A 16,270-nucleotide genomic window follows, 5' to 3' on the forward strand; every position below is an offset into this window, starting at 1 on the left:
CACTCAGCACTCAGCACTCAGCACTCAGCACTTAGCTATATCTGAAATAATTAGCTACCCTTGGTTACACTATCTCCAGGACCGGCGGTGACAATCACTATATTTTCTGGCTTAATTAAATCTTCAATTGCCTGTTGCATATTAGCCATAGTGACTGCTTGAATCCGCTGAGGAAACTCTCGGATTTCTGAGCGTGAAAGCCCAAAGACAGCATTATCCAAAATGATACTTGATACACTACTGGGGTTAGCTAAATCCACAGGGTAGCTATTGGTAATTGAGCGTTTTGCTGTGTTGAATTCAGCCTCAGTTAGTCCTTGTTCGCGCAACTGTTTAAGTAAAGCGAGAGTACTGGCGATCGCTTTTTGGGCATCAAGAGGAGCAGTTTGCATTTGAATCAAGAACGGCCCAGGATTGATGCCGGCGGCAAAACCACTATATATACCGTAGGTTAAACCTTGGCGATCGCGCACTTCCGTACCGAGGCGGCTGGCTAAGGTATCACCACCCAAAATTTGATTTAGCACCAATGCCGCATAATAACGTGGATCTTTTCGAGAGATGCCGTTGTAGCCGATGTATGTGACAGCCTCAGCTTTACCGGGAATTACTTTGTTTAGTTGTGTCAAAGTTTGCGGTAATGGTACGGTTGGTATTTTGAGAACGGGTGGCTTGCCTGTGGCTTGCCATTTACCAAATACCTGATTTAGCAAAGCTTTTACCTTAACTGAATCAAAGTCTCCAACTATTGCGATCGTCGTAGTATCCGGTCGGTAGTGTGTCTGGTAGAAACCAAGCAAATCATCACGAGTAATAGTCTTTAAACTCTCGGCTGTAGGAAAGCTGTGGAATGGATGATTTTCAGGGTAAATCGCCTGTTGGAATACTTGCCTTCCCAAACCTCTAGGATCATCCAGTTGGACTTTCAGACTTGTTAACGCTCTTTGGCGACTTAGTTCTAACTGATCGGCGGGGAAAGTGGCGTTTTCTAACACATCTGCCAGAGTTTGAATCAATATTGGCAAATTTGCTGAAAGTCCTTCACCGCTGACATTAACTCCCTCACGGCTGGCACTGAAGCTCAAACCGGCTCCCAGGTCTTCTAAGGTTTTTGCTAGGGTGAGAGCATTTTTGCTCTGCGTCCCATTCATTAAGTTGCTTGCAGTTAAATTCGCTAATCCAGCTTTTTGATTGCCATCAAATTCAGCACCAGCGTCAATTTGTCCACTCAGGTTAATAGTGGGAAGATTGCGATCGCTTAACAGCAGAACCTTCAAACCATTCTTTAAGGTAAACTCTTCTGGTAGTGATTGTTTATTAGAATCTGTCTTTGATGTGGCAGGTGGCAAATATTTTGCTAGTTCTGCTGGATCTACAGGCTTACCAGGACTGAAATTTTCCACCGTGCGTCCAGAGCCAGCGCTGGAAGTTCCTGGTTTACCATCTGGTTGAGTTGGCTCAAAGAAGCCGATGGTTTGTTGAGCAGGATTGAGGTAAGTTTTTGCTGCTTTCTGGACTTGAGCAGGAGTCACTTTCGCGATCGCACCCAGATACCTTTCAATAAAACGATAATCCCCTGCGATCGTTTGATTATATCCCAGTTGATTAGCCTGACTAGTGATATCTTGGTTTCCCAAAATATACGAGGCTTGCAGTTGCGTCTTCGCCCGCTTCAACTCTTCTAAGGTGACAGGCTGCTGTTGCAACTTTGCTAAAAATTCCTGAAGTACCTGGGCAATTTTACCCAACTCTTGACCAGGAGCCGCTGTAGCATTAATTTCATACCAACCCGGCTCGATGAGTTCGGCAGCACCACCGCTTACTGAACTCGCAAGTCCAGATTCCACTAAAGCCTGATAAAGCCGAGAACTACGTCCACCTGTAAGAATGGCATCCATCAAATCAATTGCTGGAACATCAGGATGTTTGATATCAGGCAGAGGATATACCGCTTGCAATAGTGCAGCACTTCCAGGTTGCTTGAGGACAATCGGTGCTTTTTTCGCAACAGGGGTAGACGGGGAAGCGTCAGCAATGGAAGAAGATACCGAGAAACTATCAATTGCTCTCCTGGCATTATTGACTACCGTATTATTTTTTGCTCGTTGCGATAACTTACCAAAAGTTTCTTTCACAACTTTGAGTGCAGGTTCTGTGGCAAAATCCCCGGTAATTACCAACGTGGCATTTTCTGGGCTGTAGTAGGTTTGGTAATAATTCCGCACCTGCTCCACGGTGAATTTCTCTACATCTGCTTTTGTGCCTCCCACCGATAAGCCATAGGCTCGATTCGGGAAAGCAGCTCGCATCACTTCCCGACTCAGACGATAGCCTGGTGAATTTTCGTATCCCTGTAACTCGGAGATCACCACCCGCTTTTCACTGGTGAGTTGTTCAGGCCCAATTAAGGAGTTTTCCATGCGATCGGCTTCCAGTGTCAGCAGTGCTTCGAGTTTGTCTTGTTGCACTGTGCCAAAGTAAGCTGTTTCGTCATAACTAGTAAAAGCATTGAATTGGCTACCCAAGGCACTAAATAACCTTCCAAACTGCACTGGACGGGCAGTTGTACCCTTGAACATTAAATGTTCTAGCTGGTGAGAAATGCCACTCTCTCCCTTAACCTCGTTACGTGAACCAACTTTATACCAAACTTGTACGCTCACTACTGGAGCAGTATGGACTTCCTTCGTTAGCACCGTTAGGCCGTTGTCCAATACTGTTTTCTGCACTCCTTGGGTGAATGAGAGAGCAGAGACCGGTGTGACTGCTGCTGGTGTGGCAGCATTAGTGAAATTGCCAGGCATTGGCACAATAGTTAAAAGAACGCTGAGGAAAAATCCTAGAAGCATGTATAATCGCCGTTTCATAAGCAATACAAAATTTCCAATTTTAAAATAAAACCCTAAAGGGTATTTCAAAATTTAAATCTAACTCAAGTTGCTAGTTCTGGAGGGAATAAGACAAAAATGAAATCAAATCCCCTCAAAATAAATGTGGCAATAGATGATATATCAATACTGCACGCTTTGTGCATTTTCAACTCGGCATTGGGTTTGGGGAAAAGGTTAAAGGGTAAAGGTTAAAGGTTTTTTCTTTCCCCTTTCCCCTTCCCCCTTCCCCTTTTCCCCAAAACCCGACAAGTATTGGATGATATATAAACTTATTGCTGCACTACTTTTTTACCCACAGCATATCTGGGTACATTTGTTAAAACTACCCAAGAGTTACAGGTTCGCCAATAAAACTTTTACAGAATATTAGAAATTATTGCAAATAAATTAACAAGCATTGCAATGTGTCTCATTTTACACGATTGTAGCAATATCTACTTTTAAAATTAGTTTGATACCTATTGTCATCCCATTGGAGTAAGTATCTCTATTAAACTAGCAAAAACTTTTTTAAATATGCAAACAATAAACTTCATTGGATCGTTCACATTAGATATGCTGTTAACAGCAATACCTGTATTATCAGCTAATGCCTCAGTTCGACTTTATCCATTTTTTTTTGCAACGCGATCGCTTAACCTGAAACCTTCGTAGAACAGTAGTTTTACTTTAAATATATGTATTATCTGGTACTTTGTAAGGTTCGCCGTGCTTGCAACAGTATCGCCAGTGAGCTTTCTTACCAGTTATGGATTTAACCCCTGGCACCAGTTACATAAGCAACTGTTAAAGGATGTTGAGGATGATTAAAAACCTGCTCTACAGTACCTGATTCAATCAATTGTCCAATGCCGTCTTGTACCCAAAATAAAGCGACTCGATCTGCAATTCTCTTGGCTTGAGCCAGATTGTGAGTAACAATTAACACAGTATAACGCTGGCGCAAACTGATAATTAAATCTTCAACAACGTTGCTGGAAATAGGATCGAGGGCGCTACAAGGTTCATCCAGTAGTAAGACTTCTGGCTGCAAAGCCAAGGCTCTAGCTATGCACAAACGTTGCTGCTGCCCACCAGAAAGAGCTAAAGCTGAAGATTGCAATCGGTCTTTTACTTCGTCCCATAGCCCTACATCTTGGAGGCTGGTTTCGATAATTGTATCAATTTGGTGGCGATCGCGGATGCCATGCTCTCGCAAAGGTAATTCCAAATTCTGCCATATTGAGAAAGGAAAGGGATTGGGTTTTTGAAAAATCATACCGACTTGACGGCGCAAGGCGATGACATTGATTTTGGAATTTACCACTTCCAGACTACCAATGCGGATTTTTCCCTGAACTCGACACTTGGGAATCATATCGCTGAGGCGGTTGAGACAACTGAGCAAGCTAGTTTTTCCACAACCAGAAGGCCCAACCAAAGCCAAAATTTCTCCGGCATTGACAGCCAAGTTGACATTAGCAAGGGCAGTTTTTTGTGCGTATTGCAGAGTTAAGTTCTCAATTTGAATCAACGGTTCAGTAACTGCCAAGATGTCCTCCTCTATATCCACTAGTAGTCTGCCAACCCAAAAATGCTAGGTGAGGTCTGGGGAAAGGGGAAAGGGTAAAGGGTAAGGGATAAAAAACATGAGTCCCTTTCACCCTTCCCCTTTACCCCGCCAAGTTGCCTTGGCGTACTACTAGTCCTCATCCAGAAATAACTCTGCCGTGTAACCAACGTTTTGCAATCCACGCTGCTGTGCCATTAATCAACAGCAGTAGTAATAGCAAAACCGATGCACTAGCATAAGCACTGTTATCTCCTCCTGAAACGTTCATTGATAGATCAAAAATATGAACCGAAAGGGTACGCCCAGAATCGAGGAGTGATTGTGGCATTCGGTCTACGTAACCGCTAGTGAAAATTAAAGCCGCAGTTTCCGCAATAGCCCGGCCAACACCAAGCACAAATCCCACAACTAAACCAGGAATAGCAGCAGGTAATAGTATCTGAAATATTGTGGTTGTGCGCGAAAAGCCAAGAGCGGCGGCTCCTAATCTGTACTCATTAGGAACCGCTAAAAATCCTTCCTCTGTAGAGCGAATCAAGATTGGTAGCACCATACACGCTAGTGTGAGTCCGCCTGAAAGAATGGAAAACCCCAGCCCTAAAACTTTGCAAAACAAGACGTTGCCAAACAACCCGAAAACAATCGAAGGTACACCAGCAAGTACATCTAGACTGCGGCGCACTAATCTAGCGAACCAACTATCACTAGGAGTAAATTCTGCTAATAAAACTGCTGTACCAACACCAACGGGTAGGCAAACCGTCATACATACACCAATAACTAAAACGGTGGAAACGAGAATACTGGCGATTCCTCCTTCTCTACCCGCATTTTCTGGTTCACTAATCAGAAATTCCCAAGATAAATATCCCATACCGTGCCAGAGGATATCGCTAACTATCCATAAAAAGATGGCGGTAACGAAGGCGGCTGTTGCCCAAACTAAGCTTGTTGCTAGCCACTCTCTAAGAGTGATACGATTGTCTTTGCTTTGTTTTATCTCTGCCATTTGCCTTGACTGATAACTTCAGCGATCGCCACTAAGACCACAATCATTCCCATCAATATCAAACCACTGACAAAAAGCGCACTACGGTGATCCTCTGTGGCATACGCCATTTCTAAAGCAATATTGGCTGTGAGTGTGCGGATGGGGTCAAATAAGCTTTTTGGGGTCTGTACCACATTGCCGCATACCATCAAAATTGCCATTGTTTCACCAATGGCACGACCTGTCCCTAAAATTAAGCCTGTAAATAACCCTGATTTGGCTGATGCAAAAACTACTGTGCAGATTGTTGTCCAACGTGATAACCCTAGTGCAGCAGCACCTTGAATGTAAGCGATGGGAACTTTTTCGAGGCTAGCATCGGCTACAAGGGCGACTGTTGGCAGAATCATCACCGCCAAAATTGCTATTCCTGCTAATAGGCTTGGCCCTGGTGGATGAATTTTTCCAATCAGAGGAACCAGCACGACTAATCCCCAAAAGCCATACACTACAGAAGGAATCCCCGCTAATAATTCAATCAGGCGGCGATAGAGTTGAGCTACCATTGGCGGGGCATAGAATTGGCAAAAGACAGCAGATATAATGCCTACAGGAGTAGCAATTAGCACCGCACCGAGCATTGCCAAGAAGGTACCCAGCAACATGGGTGAGAGATTATATAAACCTGCTGTGGGGTTCCAAGAGGAGTCGGTAAAGAAGCGAGATAGTGCTATACGACTGAAAATTGGTAAGGATTCGGAAATTAGAAAAACAACAATTAAAAGTGCGATCGCTCCGGCGATTGTTGCCAAACCTCGTAGTATCCAAATTAACCAAACATCATGGGGCGATGGAGACAAAGTTTTGCTTTTTAACAATGTCACTTACCTGCTGTGATTGTGCAAAGTTAATAAATTCTTTAGCCAGCCCTTGGGGTTCGGTTTTAGTAACCAAGTTAAGCGGTCGAGAAATAGGAAAGCTCCCGTTTTGTACATTAACTGTTGTTGCTGCTACACCGTTTACAGCTAGCAATTTGATTGGTACTTTATTGGCGGCGCTATTTTCTGCCGAGCCAATGGAAACATAGCCAATAGCATTCGGGTTTCCGGCTACAGTCTTAATTCCTTGCTCATTATCACCAATCACTACTTGTGCTTTGATGTCCGTATTTTTTAGCTTGAAGTAGTGGGTAAACAATTCCAGGGTAGAACGTCCTTCGGCTTTATTAACAACTGTAATTGCCCCATCCTTACCCCCTACCTGTTTCCAGTTATTCACCTTGCCTGTGTAAATATCTACCACCTGCTTGTCAGTTAGGGATGGCAGGGGATTTTCCTGATGGAGAATCATCGTTACTCCATCACGAGCGATGGAAAACGCTTTTAAATCTTTTTCTTCGGGCTTTAAAGCACGGGAAACCATACCAACATTAGCTACACCTTGACGAGCATCTGCAATACCACGAGAAGAACCGCCTGATTGCACATCAACTCGCACACCGGAATGTTGCGATTCAAACTTTTTGCCAATTTCTGCTGCTAATGGTGCAACTGTACTTGAACCAGTAAGTACCAATTTTCCTTGTAGCCTATTTGGATCATTTGTGACTGCTTGCGGAGGTTGAGAACAACCTTGCAACCAAATGCTTGTCACTAATCCTATTGCGATCGCCGAAATTTGTGAATGTTTCATCTTCTCCCTTTATTTCTATAGATATTCCAGATTTTAGTTGAACGAGAGAACACAACAACCGAGGTTTAAAGCCTTGCCTGTAGTTACTTCGACTTGAGGGGCAAGACGATAGAGAAATGCTTTGCCATCTCGCTCCCGCACAACCAACTTGGCTCGACGCAAAACCTGTAAATGATGAGAGAGTAGACTTTGCTCCAAATGCAAAATCGCATTCATCTCTCCTACTCGCTTCGGACTGTCAATCAAAAGTTGTAAAACTGCCAAACGGGTTTCATCCGCCAGTACCTTAAGCTTGTCTACACAATCGATGCTTAAATTTGTACTATTTTGCATTGCCCTGAAAACGATAAGTTTTCCTTATTTCAGCATAAATAGCAACAATTAGACAGTTGACAATTAAAATTTGTTAGCACTTTTTTTTACAAATGAGCGTTCATATGAAATTGTATTCATGCTTAGTGTCTCATATTTGGTAACTCTCCGGTTCAATCTCAATGAGGCACCAGCAATTCTCATTATGACTTTTGACTATTCAGGGCAGTGAGAACGGGGTAAGGTAAGAGAGTCAAAAGCTCACCGAGTCGAAAATGTTGACCCCCACCCGCAAGTTCGACGGCATCATTGGGTACTTTCGCAACGTGCTGCAAGCCTTACCAGACAAGCGCACGGGGAAGAACACACGCTATAGCATGGAAGATGCGGCATTGAGCGCTTTCAGTGTGTTCTTTACGCAAAGTCTGTCGTTCTTGTTGTACCAACGGACAATGGCAGATATGAAGGGAAGAAGCAATGCTCAGAGCTTGTTCGGAGTGCATCAGATCCCGTGCGATGTTATGGCAGAGAAATTTGAACTGGTTAGGATTCTGGGGTGGACGATGGAAGTGGACAGACTTCCATAGCTTGAATCAAGCCGTTCTCAAGGGTGAATCGATGACCCACATGCTCATCGACAAGAACTGCTCCAGCTAAGTCACTCACGACCTGATGCACATCGACCAAAATGCGCCCGATCTCCTCTGAGTAAAAGGAAACTGGCTCAACGTGCGGATTGATCTCGCTCCATTGCTCCGTCCAGTAAGCACGAACTTCTTCAGACCCACGGACAAAACCGCCTTTGAACGCTTTCGGCCAAGCTACGTCCGGAGTCATGAGGGCAAGGGCAGCGTCAATGTCTCGCGCGTTGAAGGCTGCGTACGCCGCATGGAGCAGTTCTATTTCTGGTGCAGTTTGATCTGACATACAGAGGTATGGTGACAGCAGTTCTCATTATGCAAGATTATGAGAGTGATTACCATCCAAACTCGCTATTTTGAGGAATTTCGGTATCTGAAACCCTTATTCCCTCGTTAGCAATCTAGGCTTGAAAGCTCAATTTATAGTGCAAGGGTTTCAAAATGAGAATTGCTGATGAGGCGCAATGATCCTTTCCCCACGCTGACGCTTTAAAAGAAATCGAAACCTCATCCAATAGCAAGGTTTTGTTATTTATCGGGATTGTAAACCTCGGTATTTCGATATACTATGTGTAGTATAAAAGCCGTTATAAATCCAAAATTTCAATTTTATCGTGAGCGTTCTTTTTTTCTAAGGGCGTCGCATAGTCCTTTGCCCTCTGGTGAGGGCATTTCTATTATTAAAACTCTGTTGTCAACCTATTGGTATCTTGGCTCAATATAATTGGGGAAAGTAAATGTTGTGACGTTATCAGAGTTTTCATTAACTGGAAAAATTGCTTTAGTAACTGGAGCCGGAGGGGGACTAGGGCTAGAAATTGCCCAATCACTTGCTAAAGCTGGTGCGCGTGTGATCGTCAATGGGCGAAACCTGGAACGTCTTAATCAAGCAGTTGCAGTTATTGAGGCAAGCGGCGGTTTTGTTTTTCCATTGCCGTTTGATGTGACAGATGAAGTTGCGGTTCAAAACGCATTTATAGAGATTCAAGAAAAGCATGGCTGTTTAGATATTCTCGTCAATAATGTGGGAATGCGCGATCGTCGTGGATTGTTCGAGTTTGAAATGGATGCAGTGCGCCGATTAATCAATGCTGATTTGATTGCACCATTCAATTTGTCACGAGAAGCGGCAAAACTAATGATACACAAGGGTAATGGTCGAATCATCAACATCACATCGATCGCGGGACAACTTGCCGATGCAGGCGATGCAGTTTATACAACAGCGAAAGGAGGACTCGAAGCCCTAACTCGCACCCTTGCTGCTGAACTTGGGGCTTTTGGAATTACCGTCAATGCAGTTGCTCCCGGCTTTTTCGCAACACAGAGCAATGCAGATGTGGTTGCCGATCTAAAAGTCGCCGAATGGTTGAAAAAGCGAACTTCTCTCGGTCGTTGGGGATCTCCAGAAGAAATTGCAGGTGCAGTTGTATTCTTTGCTTCTCCAGCCGCATCTTACATTACGGGTCAAGTTTTAGCAGTTGATGGTGGCTACCTTGCTCATTTCTGAAAATACAGTTTCTCTGCATACATGAAATATAATCTCTCCATTTGTGAATCTAAGTCAAGGAGGCAAGGTGTCAGAGGACAAATCGAGTTCAATAGGAACACCACTATCAGATGTCGAAATAGATATAACCCTTGTCTACAGTCTGTTATCAGATCAGCATCCAGATTTGATGCACCTGCCGATTCATCTTGTTGATGCTGGTTGGGACAATGTGATATTTCGGCTGGGGGATCAATTATCTGTAAGACTTCCACGTCGAAAAGCAGCAGCGACATTGATCGAAAATGAGCAAACCTGGCTTCCAGTACTGGCTCCTCAACTGACTATACCTGTTCCAACTCCTTACAGAATAGGCAAGCCAGGACAAAGCTACCCTTGGCGATGGAGCGTATTACCGTGGCTAGCTGGTATTCCTGCCGATCAAGAGGAACCCCATGCAAATCAGTCCAAATTTTTTGCTTCATTTCTACGCTCATTGCATACCCCTGCACCATTGAATGCGCCACAAAATCCAGTACGCGGTGTACCACTGACACAGCGTGCAGCTTCTGTAGAAGAACGAATGCAACGACTGCAAATAAAAACTAATTTGATTACTCAAAAGCTCAGAGACATTTGGAATAGAGCTTTAAACACGCCTGTTGACGCTGAAGCGAAATGGTTACATGGAGACCTTCACCCACGCAATATCCTTGTCGAGAACGGTGCGATCGCAGGCATCATTGATTGGGGCGACATTACATCAGGTGACATTGCAACAGACCTTGCCTCTATATGGATGCTGTTTAGCGAGCCAAAAGCACGCTCCCAAGCACTGGCAGAATACTCAAATGTTTCTGAGGCAACAATACAACGTGCTCTGGGATGGGCGATACTTTTTGGTGTAATGTTACTGGATACAGGATTGGTTGATAATCCAAGGCACGTAATAATGGGAGAGAGAACATTACACCGTGTTTCTCAAGATGGATGATAAATTATGTGAAAGTTAGAGTTAAAGGCAAGTTTTAAACTAACTTCTCGACGATGCTTAATAGATCGTCTAGAAGTCAATACCCTTGGGTTAAGCATTTTTTCTCTTCTCTCTGTTTCCTCTGCGCCTCTGCGGTTCGCCTACAACATACAGCTGTTCTAATAGTGTTCCATCATCATCTTTAAAAATTGGATAATTCGGAGAATAAATTCATCCCACGTAATTCAAAGTAATCGCTTTGTGTCCTGAGAAGGATGTCAGAGAAACGGCTACTTGAGAAGGTAAAATTATGATTTAATGCTGGACTAATTGCTAATTTAAAATGCCCCATATATTATTAGTGGATGATGAAGCACCCCTACGCGAAAGCCTAACTTACACGCTGCAAAAAGAAGGCTATACAGTGACAACGGCAGCAGATGGGCATAGTGCCATCAAACAGTTTCACAAAGAAGTACCAGATGTAATTTTGCTCGACCTCATGCTGCCGGAGGTTGGCGGCATGGAGGTTTGTTGGCGAATTAGGGCATTTTCGGATGTTCCCATTGTCATGCTGACAGCAAAAGATCAAGATATTGATAAAGTTTGGGGCTTGGAAGCAGGAGCTGATGATTATGTAACCAAACCATTCAACACCCGTGAACTACTGGCACGGATCAAAGCAGTGTTGCGCCGTCGTTCTGGGGATTAGTTTCAAAAATGATCTGGTTGCCTCGCATCAAACTAAATTCGATTCATGCTCGGCTGTTAGCCACTTACCTGTTACTGATCACCTTGGGAACCTCGGTGATGGCAGGCTATATTCTGTGGTCGTTCCATGCTTACTTCATGCGATCGCGGCAAATGGATTTGGATAACTGGACAGCTGCCTTGAGTGAGAGTGCAGCAGATGCTTTAGAAGAAAAGAATCTGCAACAAGTAGAATTACTGGTGAAGCGGTATGGAGCGCCACAAACTGTGGCACTTCGCATTTTTGATCAACATGGTCGTCTTCTGGCAACTTCTGACCCACGGCTAGACAAACAGGTTAAAGACTGGTACAAAGTTACCGGAGTATCGGAAGCTCTACAAAATCGTCCGTCGCAAGGGGTTGCAAAAGGGATTTTATCAACTGAAGATCGCCTATACATCGCTAGACCAATTGTGCGTAATGGTCAATTACTGGGCGTGCTGCGAATGTCCATTACTTTGGATCACCTTCAGCGTCAGTTCGCTAGGGTGATTTGGAGTGTTTTGGGAACGCTGGCGCTGACAATCTTGCTATGTGCCCTAATCAGTACTCGCTTTGCTCGAAGTCTCTCAAAACCAATTGAAACGATGCGGAACTTTGCAATTCGCTTAGGTAGTGGTGATTTTGGTGACAAGCTAATTATCTATGAAAACAATGAGTTAGATCAGTTAGCAACAGAGCTAAACCGGATGAGTGAACGGTTGGCTTCTCTAGATCAAGAGCGCCGAGCTTTTTTAGCAAATGTCTCCCACGAACTTCGCACACCCATCAGCAACGTTCAGGTAACGATAGACGCACTTAGAAGTGGTGCATACGAAGAACCGCAATTGCGCGATCGCTTCTTTCAAACTATTGAGAACGAAATCAAACGCTTATCACGACTGATTCATGACCTGCTTGATCTCGGACGCTTAGAAGCAGGAATTACTCAACTCGAACAGCAAACTTTCTCACTGCACGGTCTGATTAACCGTGCTGTCAGTGCGATGGAGCCTCGAATGCAAGCCATTGGCGTATCTGTGCGCCTCAACGTAGCTGATTTACAACTACAAGGCGATCCAGAACGGTTATTACAGGCTATTTTAAATTTGCTAGACAACGCTATCAAACATTCAGTACCCAATTCTTTGGTCTTTATTTCTGGGTACAGCGAGAATAAACAAGCAGTTATAAAAATTCAAGACCAGGGAACAGGTATTAGTGAGGGTGATTTGCCCCGAATTTTTGAGCAGTTTTATACAACAGACCCTTCCCGTAAAGGCAGTAGCAGCGGTCTAGGGTTAGCGATCGCCAAGCGCATTATAGAAGCTCATCAAGGCAACATTACAGCAAACAGCGTCGCCAGCCAAGGCGCAACTTTTATAATTTGCCTGCCTCTAAAAGCGATGTCTACGATGGGCTACACCTACCCAAAGTTCAATCAGGAAGGAGGGAGCTAGGAGCAGGGGACAAGAGGCGAGAACTTGAAACAAGTCTTTCCCCATGCCCAATGCTCCAATTCCTTATACTTTGATGGTTTCCTCACAAGTTCCTCAAATTGTTTTGCTAAGTTTAGAGGCTGGGCAATGTCGGCAAAATGGGGTTAATCCGGCTGATGAACATTATTAGAGAAATTAATGATGAGTTAGCGATCACTGGGCAAATTAAACTAGATCAGCTGCAACAAATAGCTAATGAGGGTTATAAGTCTGTACTGAACTTGCGTTTGCCTGACGAAACAGGGTTGCTGGCTAATGAACAGGAAAAAACTGAGCTTTTGGGATTATATTATCTTAATTTCCCAACTAAATCTGAATATATTAATCATCAAGTATGCTCCAAATATATCAAGTCATCAATAAACTACCTAAACCGACTCTGATACATTGCGATAATTCAATTCGTTCAGCTGCAATAGTATTTTTGTATATCGCTCTTAAACAGGGTATAAGCTTTGAAAAAGCACTGCAAAAAATTATTAATATAGGCTTGATATAAGACTAGTACCGCAAGGCGGAAGTCAAATGTAAACAGCTTTTAATCTGCTTACATTTAATTTTATTCTGCTAAAACTTGCTGGATTTAATTTATCGTAAATTAATTTTGAATTTTGAATTGTTAATTATGGCGTGATGTTCTACTAGCGATCGCTTCAATTTTGCTTTAGTACTTAATCGGGAATAGTGTTTTATACCTGATTGAAAAAGAAACTTGTTCAACAATTCTCCCTTGTCCGCCTTCCTCCACTCTCTCATCCCATAGATTTTAAGTTCTCACAGCCTTTCATCCTAGAGCTAGACGCAAACATTTTTATAGTAATTTACAATCAGTTGGGGAATATACCTCAGCAAACCGAAAACTGGAAAGAAATATGAGGTTGTTACCTAAATAAATTTCTGGAATTCGTCATCATGTATGAACTAGTTCAAACTCTCTCCAACGGTGATGAAAAAACTGCTCTACATCAGTTGATTTATGCGTTGAGTGCTTCAGGTAAGCATTACTTTCTAAGAAATGAGATTTTGCAAGCTTTTGCCGACTACTGTCATCAATCCCAAAAGCCAGCCTATTTTTACTACTCTTCTTCCATTGGCAAAATAATACAATACACCCACGAAATAATTCTCGAAGAGGAAAGTACGTGGTTCGTGATTCGACCGAGGATTGCCAATCAAGAAGTTTGGCGACTGACAGCCGATTTTAGCAGCTTCGAGCCAATGACGCCTCAAGCGCTGTTAGATGTGAGAGATCGTCTAGTCAACCGCTACCAACCCCATATCCTCGAAATTGACCTCCACCCCTTCTATGAGAGTTCTCCGAGAATCGACGACGCGAGAAATATTGGTCAAGGTTTAGCTTTTCTCAATCGTTACCTGTGCAATCAATTATTGACTGACCCTGGATATTGGGTAGAAATGTTATTTCAAGCATTACATGGGCTGCAATACAATGGTATTCGCCTGTTGTTGAGTGATCGCATTCCCTCCGGTATTCAGTTAGCTAAACAAATTAAGCAAGCGCTCAAATTGCTGAGTGAGCGATCGCCTCATGAACCTTATGAGAAATTTAGCTTTGACCTCCAAAAACTCGGCTTTGAGCCGGGTTGGGGTAACACTGCGGCGCGAGTCTCGGAAACTTTAGAACTCCTCGACCGACTTATTTATTCCCCGGAACCTGGCATCTTAGAAACATTTGTAGCTCGCGTCCCCGCCGTCTTTCGCGTCGTCCTCATCTCTATCCACGGCTGGGTGGGACAGGAGGATGTTTTGGGAAGAGATGAAACACTCGGTCAAGTTATCTACGTCCTCGAACAAGCTCGCAGCTTAGAAAACGAGCTGCGCGAACAAATCAAACTCGCTGGACTCGACCAGCTAGGTATTAAACCCCATGTGATTATTCTCACCCGATTAATCCCTAACTGTGAAGGCACATTTTGTAACCTGCCCTTAGAAAAAGTCCAAGATACCGAAAATGCTTGGATATTGCGCATTCCTTTTGGTGAATTCAATCCAGAAATTACGAATAATTGGATTTCTAAATTTGAGATTTGGCCTTATTTAGAACAATTTGCTCTAGATGCAGAAAGAGAGTTACTAGCTCACTTCCAAGGCAAACCTAGTCTGATCATTGGCAATTACAGCGACGGTAACTTAGTGGCCTTTATACTATCTCGCCGCATGAAAGTTACCCAGTGTAACATTGCCCATTCTTTGGAAAAACCGAAATATCTATTTAGCAATTTATATTGGCAAGATTTAGAAGATAAATATCATTTCTCAGCACAATTCACCGCTGATTTGATTAGCATGAATGCAGCCGACTTCATTATTACATCGTCCTATCAAGAAATTGTCGGCACACCCGATACTATAGGTCAATACGAGTCTTACAAGTGCTTTACGATGCCACAGTTATATCATGTGGTTGATGGAATTGATTTGTTTAGTCCTAAATTTAACTTAGTGCCGCCGGGAGTAAACGAAAATATTTTCTTTCCCTACAGCCAACAAGAAAACCGAGATTCTAACCTTTGCAGACAAGTTCACGACTTACTATTTAGCCGCGAAGACCCACAAATCCTTGGTCATTTAGACCACCCCCAGAAGCGACCAATCTTTGCCCTTGATACCATAACTTCAATTAAAAATTTCACTGGTTTAGCTGAATGTTTTGGTAGAAGTCAGGCGTTGCAAGAGCGTTGCAACCTGATTCTCTTAACTACTAAACTGCATCTACATGAAGCTACAAACTCAGAAGAAGCAGAAGAAATTCAAAAACTCCATGAGATCATCGAGCAATATCATCTCGATGGCAAGATTCGGTGGGTGGGAATGCGTATCTCTAGTAGCGACATCGGCGAAGCCTACCGAGTAGTTGCAGATTCTCAGGGTATTTATGTCCATTTTGCCCGCTTTGAATCCTTTGGTCGCAGTATTTTGGAAGCTATGATTTCTGGTTTGCCAACTTTTGCTACTCAATTTGGCGGTTCTTTAGAAATTATCCAGAACCAAGAAAACCGATTTAACGTTAATCCTACAGACTTAGAAGGAACAGCAACGAAAATTTTAGACTTTCTTGATAAATGTGATACTCATACTCAATACTGGCAAGAAGTTTCAGAATGGATGAGCCAGCGAATTCATCACAAATATAATTGGCACTTACATAGCAATCAATTACTACTGCTTGCTAAAATGTTTAGTTTTTGGAACTTTGTTGCTCCCGAAAATAACGAAGCCAGAGATCGCTATATGGAAACCTTATTTCATCTCATTTATAAACCCAGAGTCGAAAAGATTTTGGAAAAGCATAAGGGGGGATGAGGGAGTGGGGAGCAGGGGAGCAGCACTTCGGCTACGCTCAGTGACCGAGGAGCAGAGGAGCAAGGGAGAGTTAGAAATGGATTCATCCACCTCGGAGCTCCGTTCATCTACCTCTGAACTGGATGAATCCACCTCTGAACTGGATGAATCCACCTCTGAACTCCGTTCATCCACCT

General features: G+C 43.4%; 15 protein-coding genes and 1 pseudogene. 9 read left to right on the plus strand and 7 right to left on the minus strand.

Annotation, left to right across the window (positions count from 1 at the left end; all coding sequences use genetic code 11):
* Positions 1 to 50: 50 nt before the first annotated feature.
* On the minus strand, positions 51 to 2,867 hold the full coding sequence (locus RMY16_RS23945; protein WP_322738451.1) for a pitrilysin family protein: 2,817 nt from the start codon (positions 2,865 to 2,867) through the stop codon (positions 51 to 53).
* Between the two features lie 540 nt (positions 2,868 to 3,407).
* Between RMY16_RS23945 and RMY16_RS23950 the strand changes: the two genes are divergently transcribed.
* Positions 3,408 to 3,545 carry a hypothetical protein gene (locus tag RMY16_RS23950; protein ID WP_322738452.1) on the plus strand — a complete coding sequence of 46 codons (138 nt, stop codon included), beginning with the start codon at positions 3,408 to 3,410 and terminating at the stop codon, positions 3,543 to 3,545.
* A 100-nt stretch (positions 3,546 to 3,645) separates the two neighbouring features.
* Here RMY16_RS23950 and RMY16_RS23955 read toward each other — a convergent pair whose 3' ends face one another.
* The 5 genes from RMY16_RS23955 to RMY16_RS23975 form a co-directional block, all read right to left on the minus strand.
* Positions 3,646 to 4,422 carry a phosphate ABC transporter ATP-binding protein gene (locus RMY16_RS23955; RefSeq protein WP_322738453.1) on the minus strand — a complete coding sequence of 259 codons (777 nt, stop codon included), beginning with the start codon at positions 4,420 to 4,422 and terminating at the stop codon, positions 3,646 to 3,648.
* Positions 4,423 to 4,579: 157 nt separating this feature from the next.
* On the minus strand, positions 4,580 to 5,452 hold the full coding sequence (gene pstA, locus RMY16_RS23960) for a phosphate ABC transporter permease PstA (RefSeq protein ID WP_322738454.1): 873 nt from the start codon (positions 5,450 to 5,452) through the stop codon (positions 4,580 to 4,582).
* Positions 5,440 to 6,318: a phosphate ABC transporter permease subunit PstC gene (gene pstC, locus RMY16_RS23965; RefSeq protein ID WP_322738455.1), complete on the minus strand. Its 879-nt coding sequence runs from the start codon at positions 6,316 to 6,318 to the stop codon at positions 5,440 to 5,442. Before pstC ends, pstA begins: the two co-directional genes overlap by 13 nt.
* A complete protein-coding gene (locus RMY16_RS23970) occupies positions 6,275 to 7,126 on the minus strand; it encodes a phosphate ABC transporter substrate-binding protein (protein ID WP_322738456.1) in 852 nt (283 codons plus the stop codon). Before RMY16_RS23970 ends, pstC begins: the two co-directional genes overlap by 44 nt.
* 33 nt (positions 7,127 to 7,159) lie before the next feature.
* The gene (locus RMY16_RS23975; protein WP_322738457.1) at positions 7,160 to 7,459 is read right to left on the minus strand and encodes a metalloregulator ArsR/SmtB family transcription factor; all 300 of its coding nucleotides are present in this window, start codon (positions 7,457 to 7,459) and stop codon (positions 7,160 to 7,162) included.
* A 284-nt stretch (positions 7,460 to 7,743) separates the two neighbouring features.
* On the opposite strand from RMY16_RS23975, the pseudogene RMY16_RS23980 reads away from it, so the two are divergent.
* Positions 7,744 to 7,956: pseudogene (locus tag RMY16_RS23980) on the plus strand (ISNCY family transposase); the annotation flags it as partial.
* Between the two features lie 25 nt (positions 7,957 to 7,981).
* Here the strand turns inward: RMY16_RS23980 and RMY16_RS23985 are convergent.
* The gene (locus tag RMY16_RS23985; protein WP_322738458.1) at positions 7,982 to 8,365 is read right to left on the minus strand and encodes a nuclear transport factor 2 family protein; all 384 of its coding nucleotides are present in this window, start codon (positions 8,363 to 8,365) and stop codon (positions 7,982 to 7,984) included.
* 456 nt (positions 8,366 to 8,821) lie between these two features.
* Here RMY16_RS23985 and RMY16_RS23990 point away from each other — a divergent pair, with 456 nt between their 5' ends.
* The 7 genes from RMY16_RS23990 to RMY16_RS24020 all read left to right on the plus strand — a co-directional run bounded on the left by RMY16_RS23990 (position 8,822) and on the right by RMY16_RS24020 (position 16,094).
* Complete coding sequence (locus RMY16_RS23990) at positions 8,822 to 9,589, plus strand: SDR family oxidoreductase (protein WP_322738459.1); 768 nt, start codon at positions 8,822 to 8,824, stop codon at positions 9,587 to 9,589.
* 67 nt (positions 9,590 to 9,656) lie between these two features.
* Positions 9,657 to 10,562, plus strand: coding sequence for an aminoglycoside phosphotransferase family protein (locus RMY16_RS23995; protein WP_322738460.1), 906 nt, complete (start codon positions 9,657 to 9,659; stop codon positions 10,560 to 10,562).
* Between the two features lie 322 nt (positions 10,563 to 10,884).
* A complete protein-coding gene (locus tag RMY16_RS24000) occupies positions 10,885 to 11,253 on the plus strand; it encodes a response regulator transcription factor (protein WP_322668739.1) in 369 nt (122 codons plus the stop codon).
* 8 nt (positions 11,254 to 11,261) lie between these two features.
* Entirely contained in the window at positions 11,262 to 12,731 is a 1,470-nt protein-coding gene (locus tag RMY16_RS24005; RefSeq protein ID WP_322738461.1) for an ATP-binding protein, read from the plus strand.
* 43 nt (positions 12,732 to 12,774) lie between these two features.
* Positions 12,775 to 12,900: a hypothetical protein gene (locus tag RMY16_RS24010; RefSeq protein ID WP_322738462.1), complete on the plus strand. Its 126-nt coding sequence runs from the start codon at positions 12,775 to 12,777 to the stop codon at positions 12,898 to 12,900.
* Positions 12,887 to 13,153 carry a beta-lactamase hydrolase domain-containing protein gene (locus tag RMY16_RS24015; protein WP_322738463.1) on the plus strand — a complete coding sequence of 89 codons (267 nt, stop codon included), beginning with the start codon at positions 12,887 to 12,889 and terminating at the stop codon, positions 13,151 to 13,153. The genes RMY16_RS24010 and RMY16_RS24015 overlap by 14 nt, the downstream gene beginning before the upstream one ends.
* Positions 13,154 to 13,682: 529 nt before the next feature.
* Positions 13,683 to 16,094, plus strand: a complete 2,412-nt coding sequence (locus RMY16_RS24020) for a sucrose synthase (RefSeq protein WP_322738464.1) — start codon at positions 13,683 to 13,685, stop codon at positions 16,092 to 16,094.
* Positions 16,095 to 16,270: the final 176 nt, after the last annotated feature.

The organism is Nostoc sp. DedQUE12b, assembly GCF_034530835.1.
In the GTDB taxonomy this organism is placed as follows: Bacteria; Cyanobacteriota; Cyanobacteriia; order Cyanobacteriales; family Nostocaceae; genus Nostoc.

What these genes read in the sequence shown, in the direction of transcription:
- RMY16_RS23945 (WP_322738451.1), bottom strand. Translation starts at nt 2,867, where the DNA reads ATGAAACGGCGATTATACATGCTTCTAGGATTTTTCCTCAGCGTTCTT.
- RMY16_RS23950 (WP_322738452.1), top strand. Translation starts at nt 3,408, where the DNA reads ATGCAAACAATAAACTTCATTGGATCGTTCACATTAGATATGCTGTTA.
- pstA (WP_322738454.1), bottom strand. Translation starts at nt 5,452, where the DNA reads ATGGCAGAGATAAAACAAAGCAAAGACAATCGTATCACTCTTAGAGAG.
- RMY16_RS23970 (WP_322738456.1), bottom strand. Translation starts at nt 7,126, where the DNA reads ATGAAACATTCACAAATTTCGGCGATCGCAATAGGATTAGTGACAAGC.
- RMY16_RS23975 (WP_322738457.1), bottom strand. Translation starts at nt 7,459, where the DNA reads ATGCAAAATAGTACAAATTTAAGCATCGATTGTGTAGACAAGCTTAAG.
- RMY16_RS23985 (WP_322738458.1), bottom strand. Translation starts at nt 8,365, where the DNA reads ATGTCAGATCAAACTGCACCAGAAATAGAACTGCTCCATGCGGCGTAC.
- RMY16_RS24000 (WP_322668739.1), top strand. Translation starts at nt 10,885, where the DNA reads ATGCCCCATATATTATTAGTGGATGATGAAGCACCCCTACGCGAAAGC.
- RMY16_RS24005 (WP_322738461.1), top strand. Translation starts at nt 11,262, where the DNA reads ATGATCTGGTTGCCTCGCATCAAACTAAATTCGATTCATGCTCGGCTG.
- RMY16_RS24010 (WP_322738462.1), top strand. Translation starts at nt 12,775, where the DNA reads ATGCCCAATGCTCCAATTCCTTATACTTTGATGGTTTCCTCACAAGTT.
- RMY16_RS24015 (WP_322738463.1), top strand. Translation starts at nt 12,887, where the DNA reads ATGAACATTATTAGAGAAATTAATGATGAGTTAGCGATCACTGGGCAA.
- RMY16_RS24020 (WP_322738464.1), top strand. Translation starts at nt 13,683, where the DNA reads ATGTATGAACTAGTTCAAACTCTCTCCAACGGTGATGAAAAAACTGCT.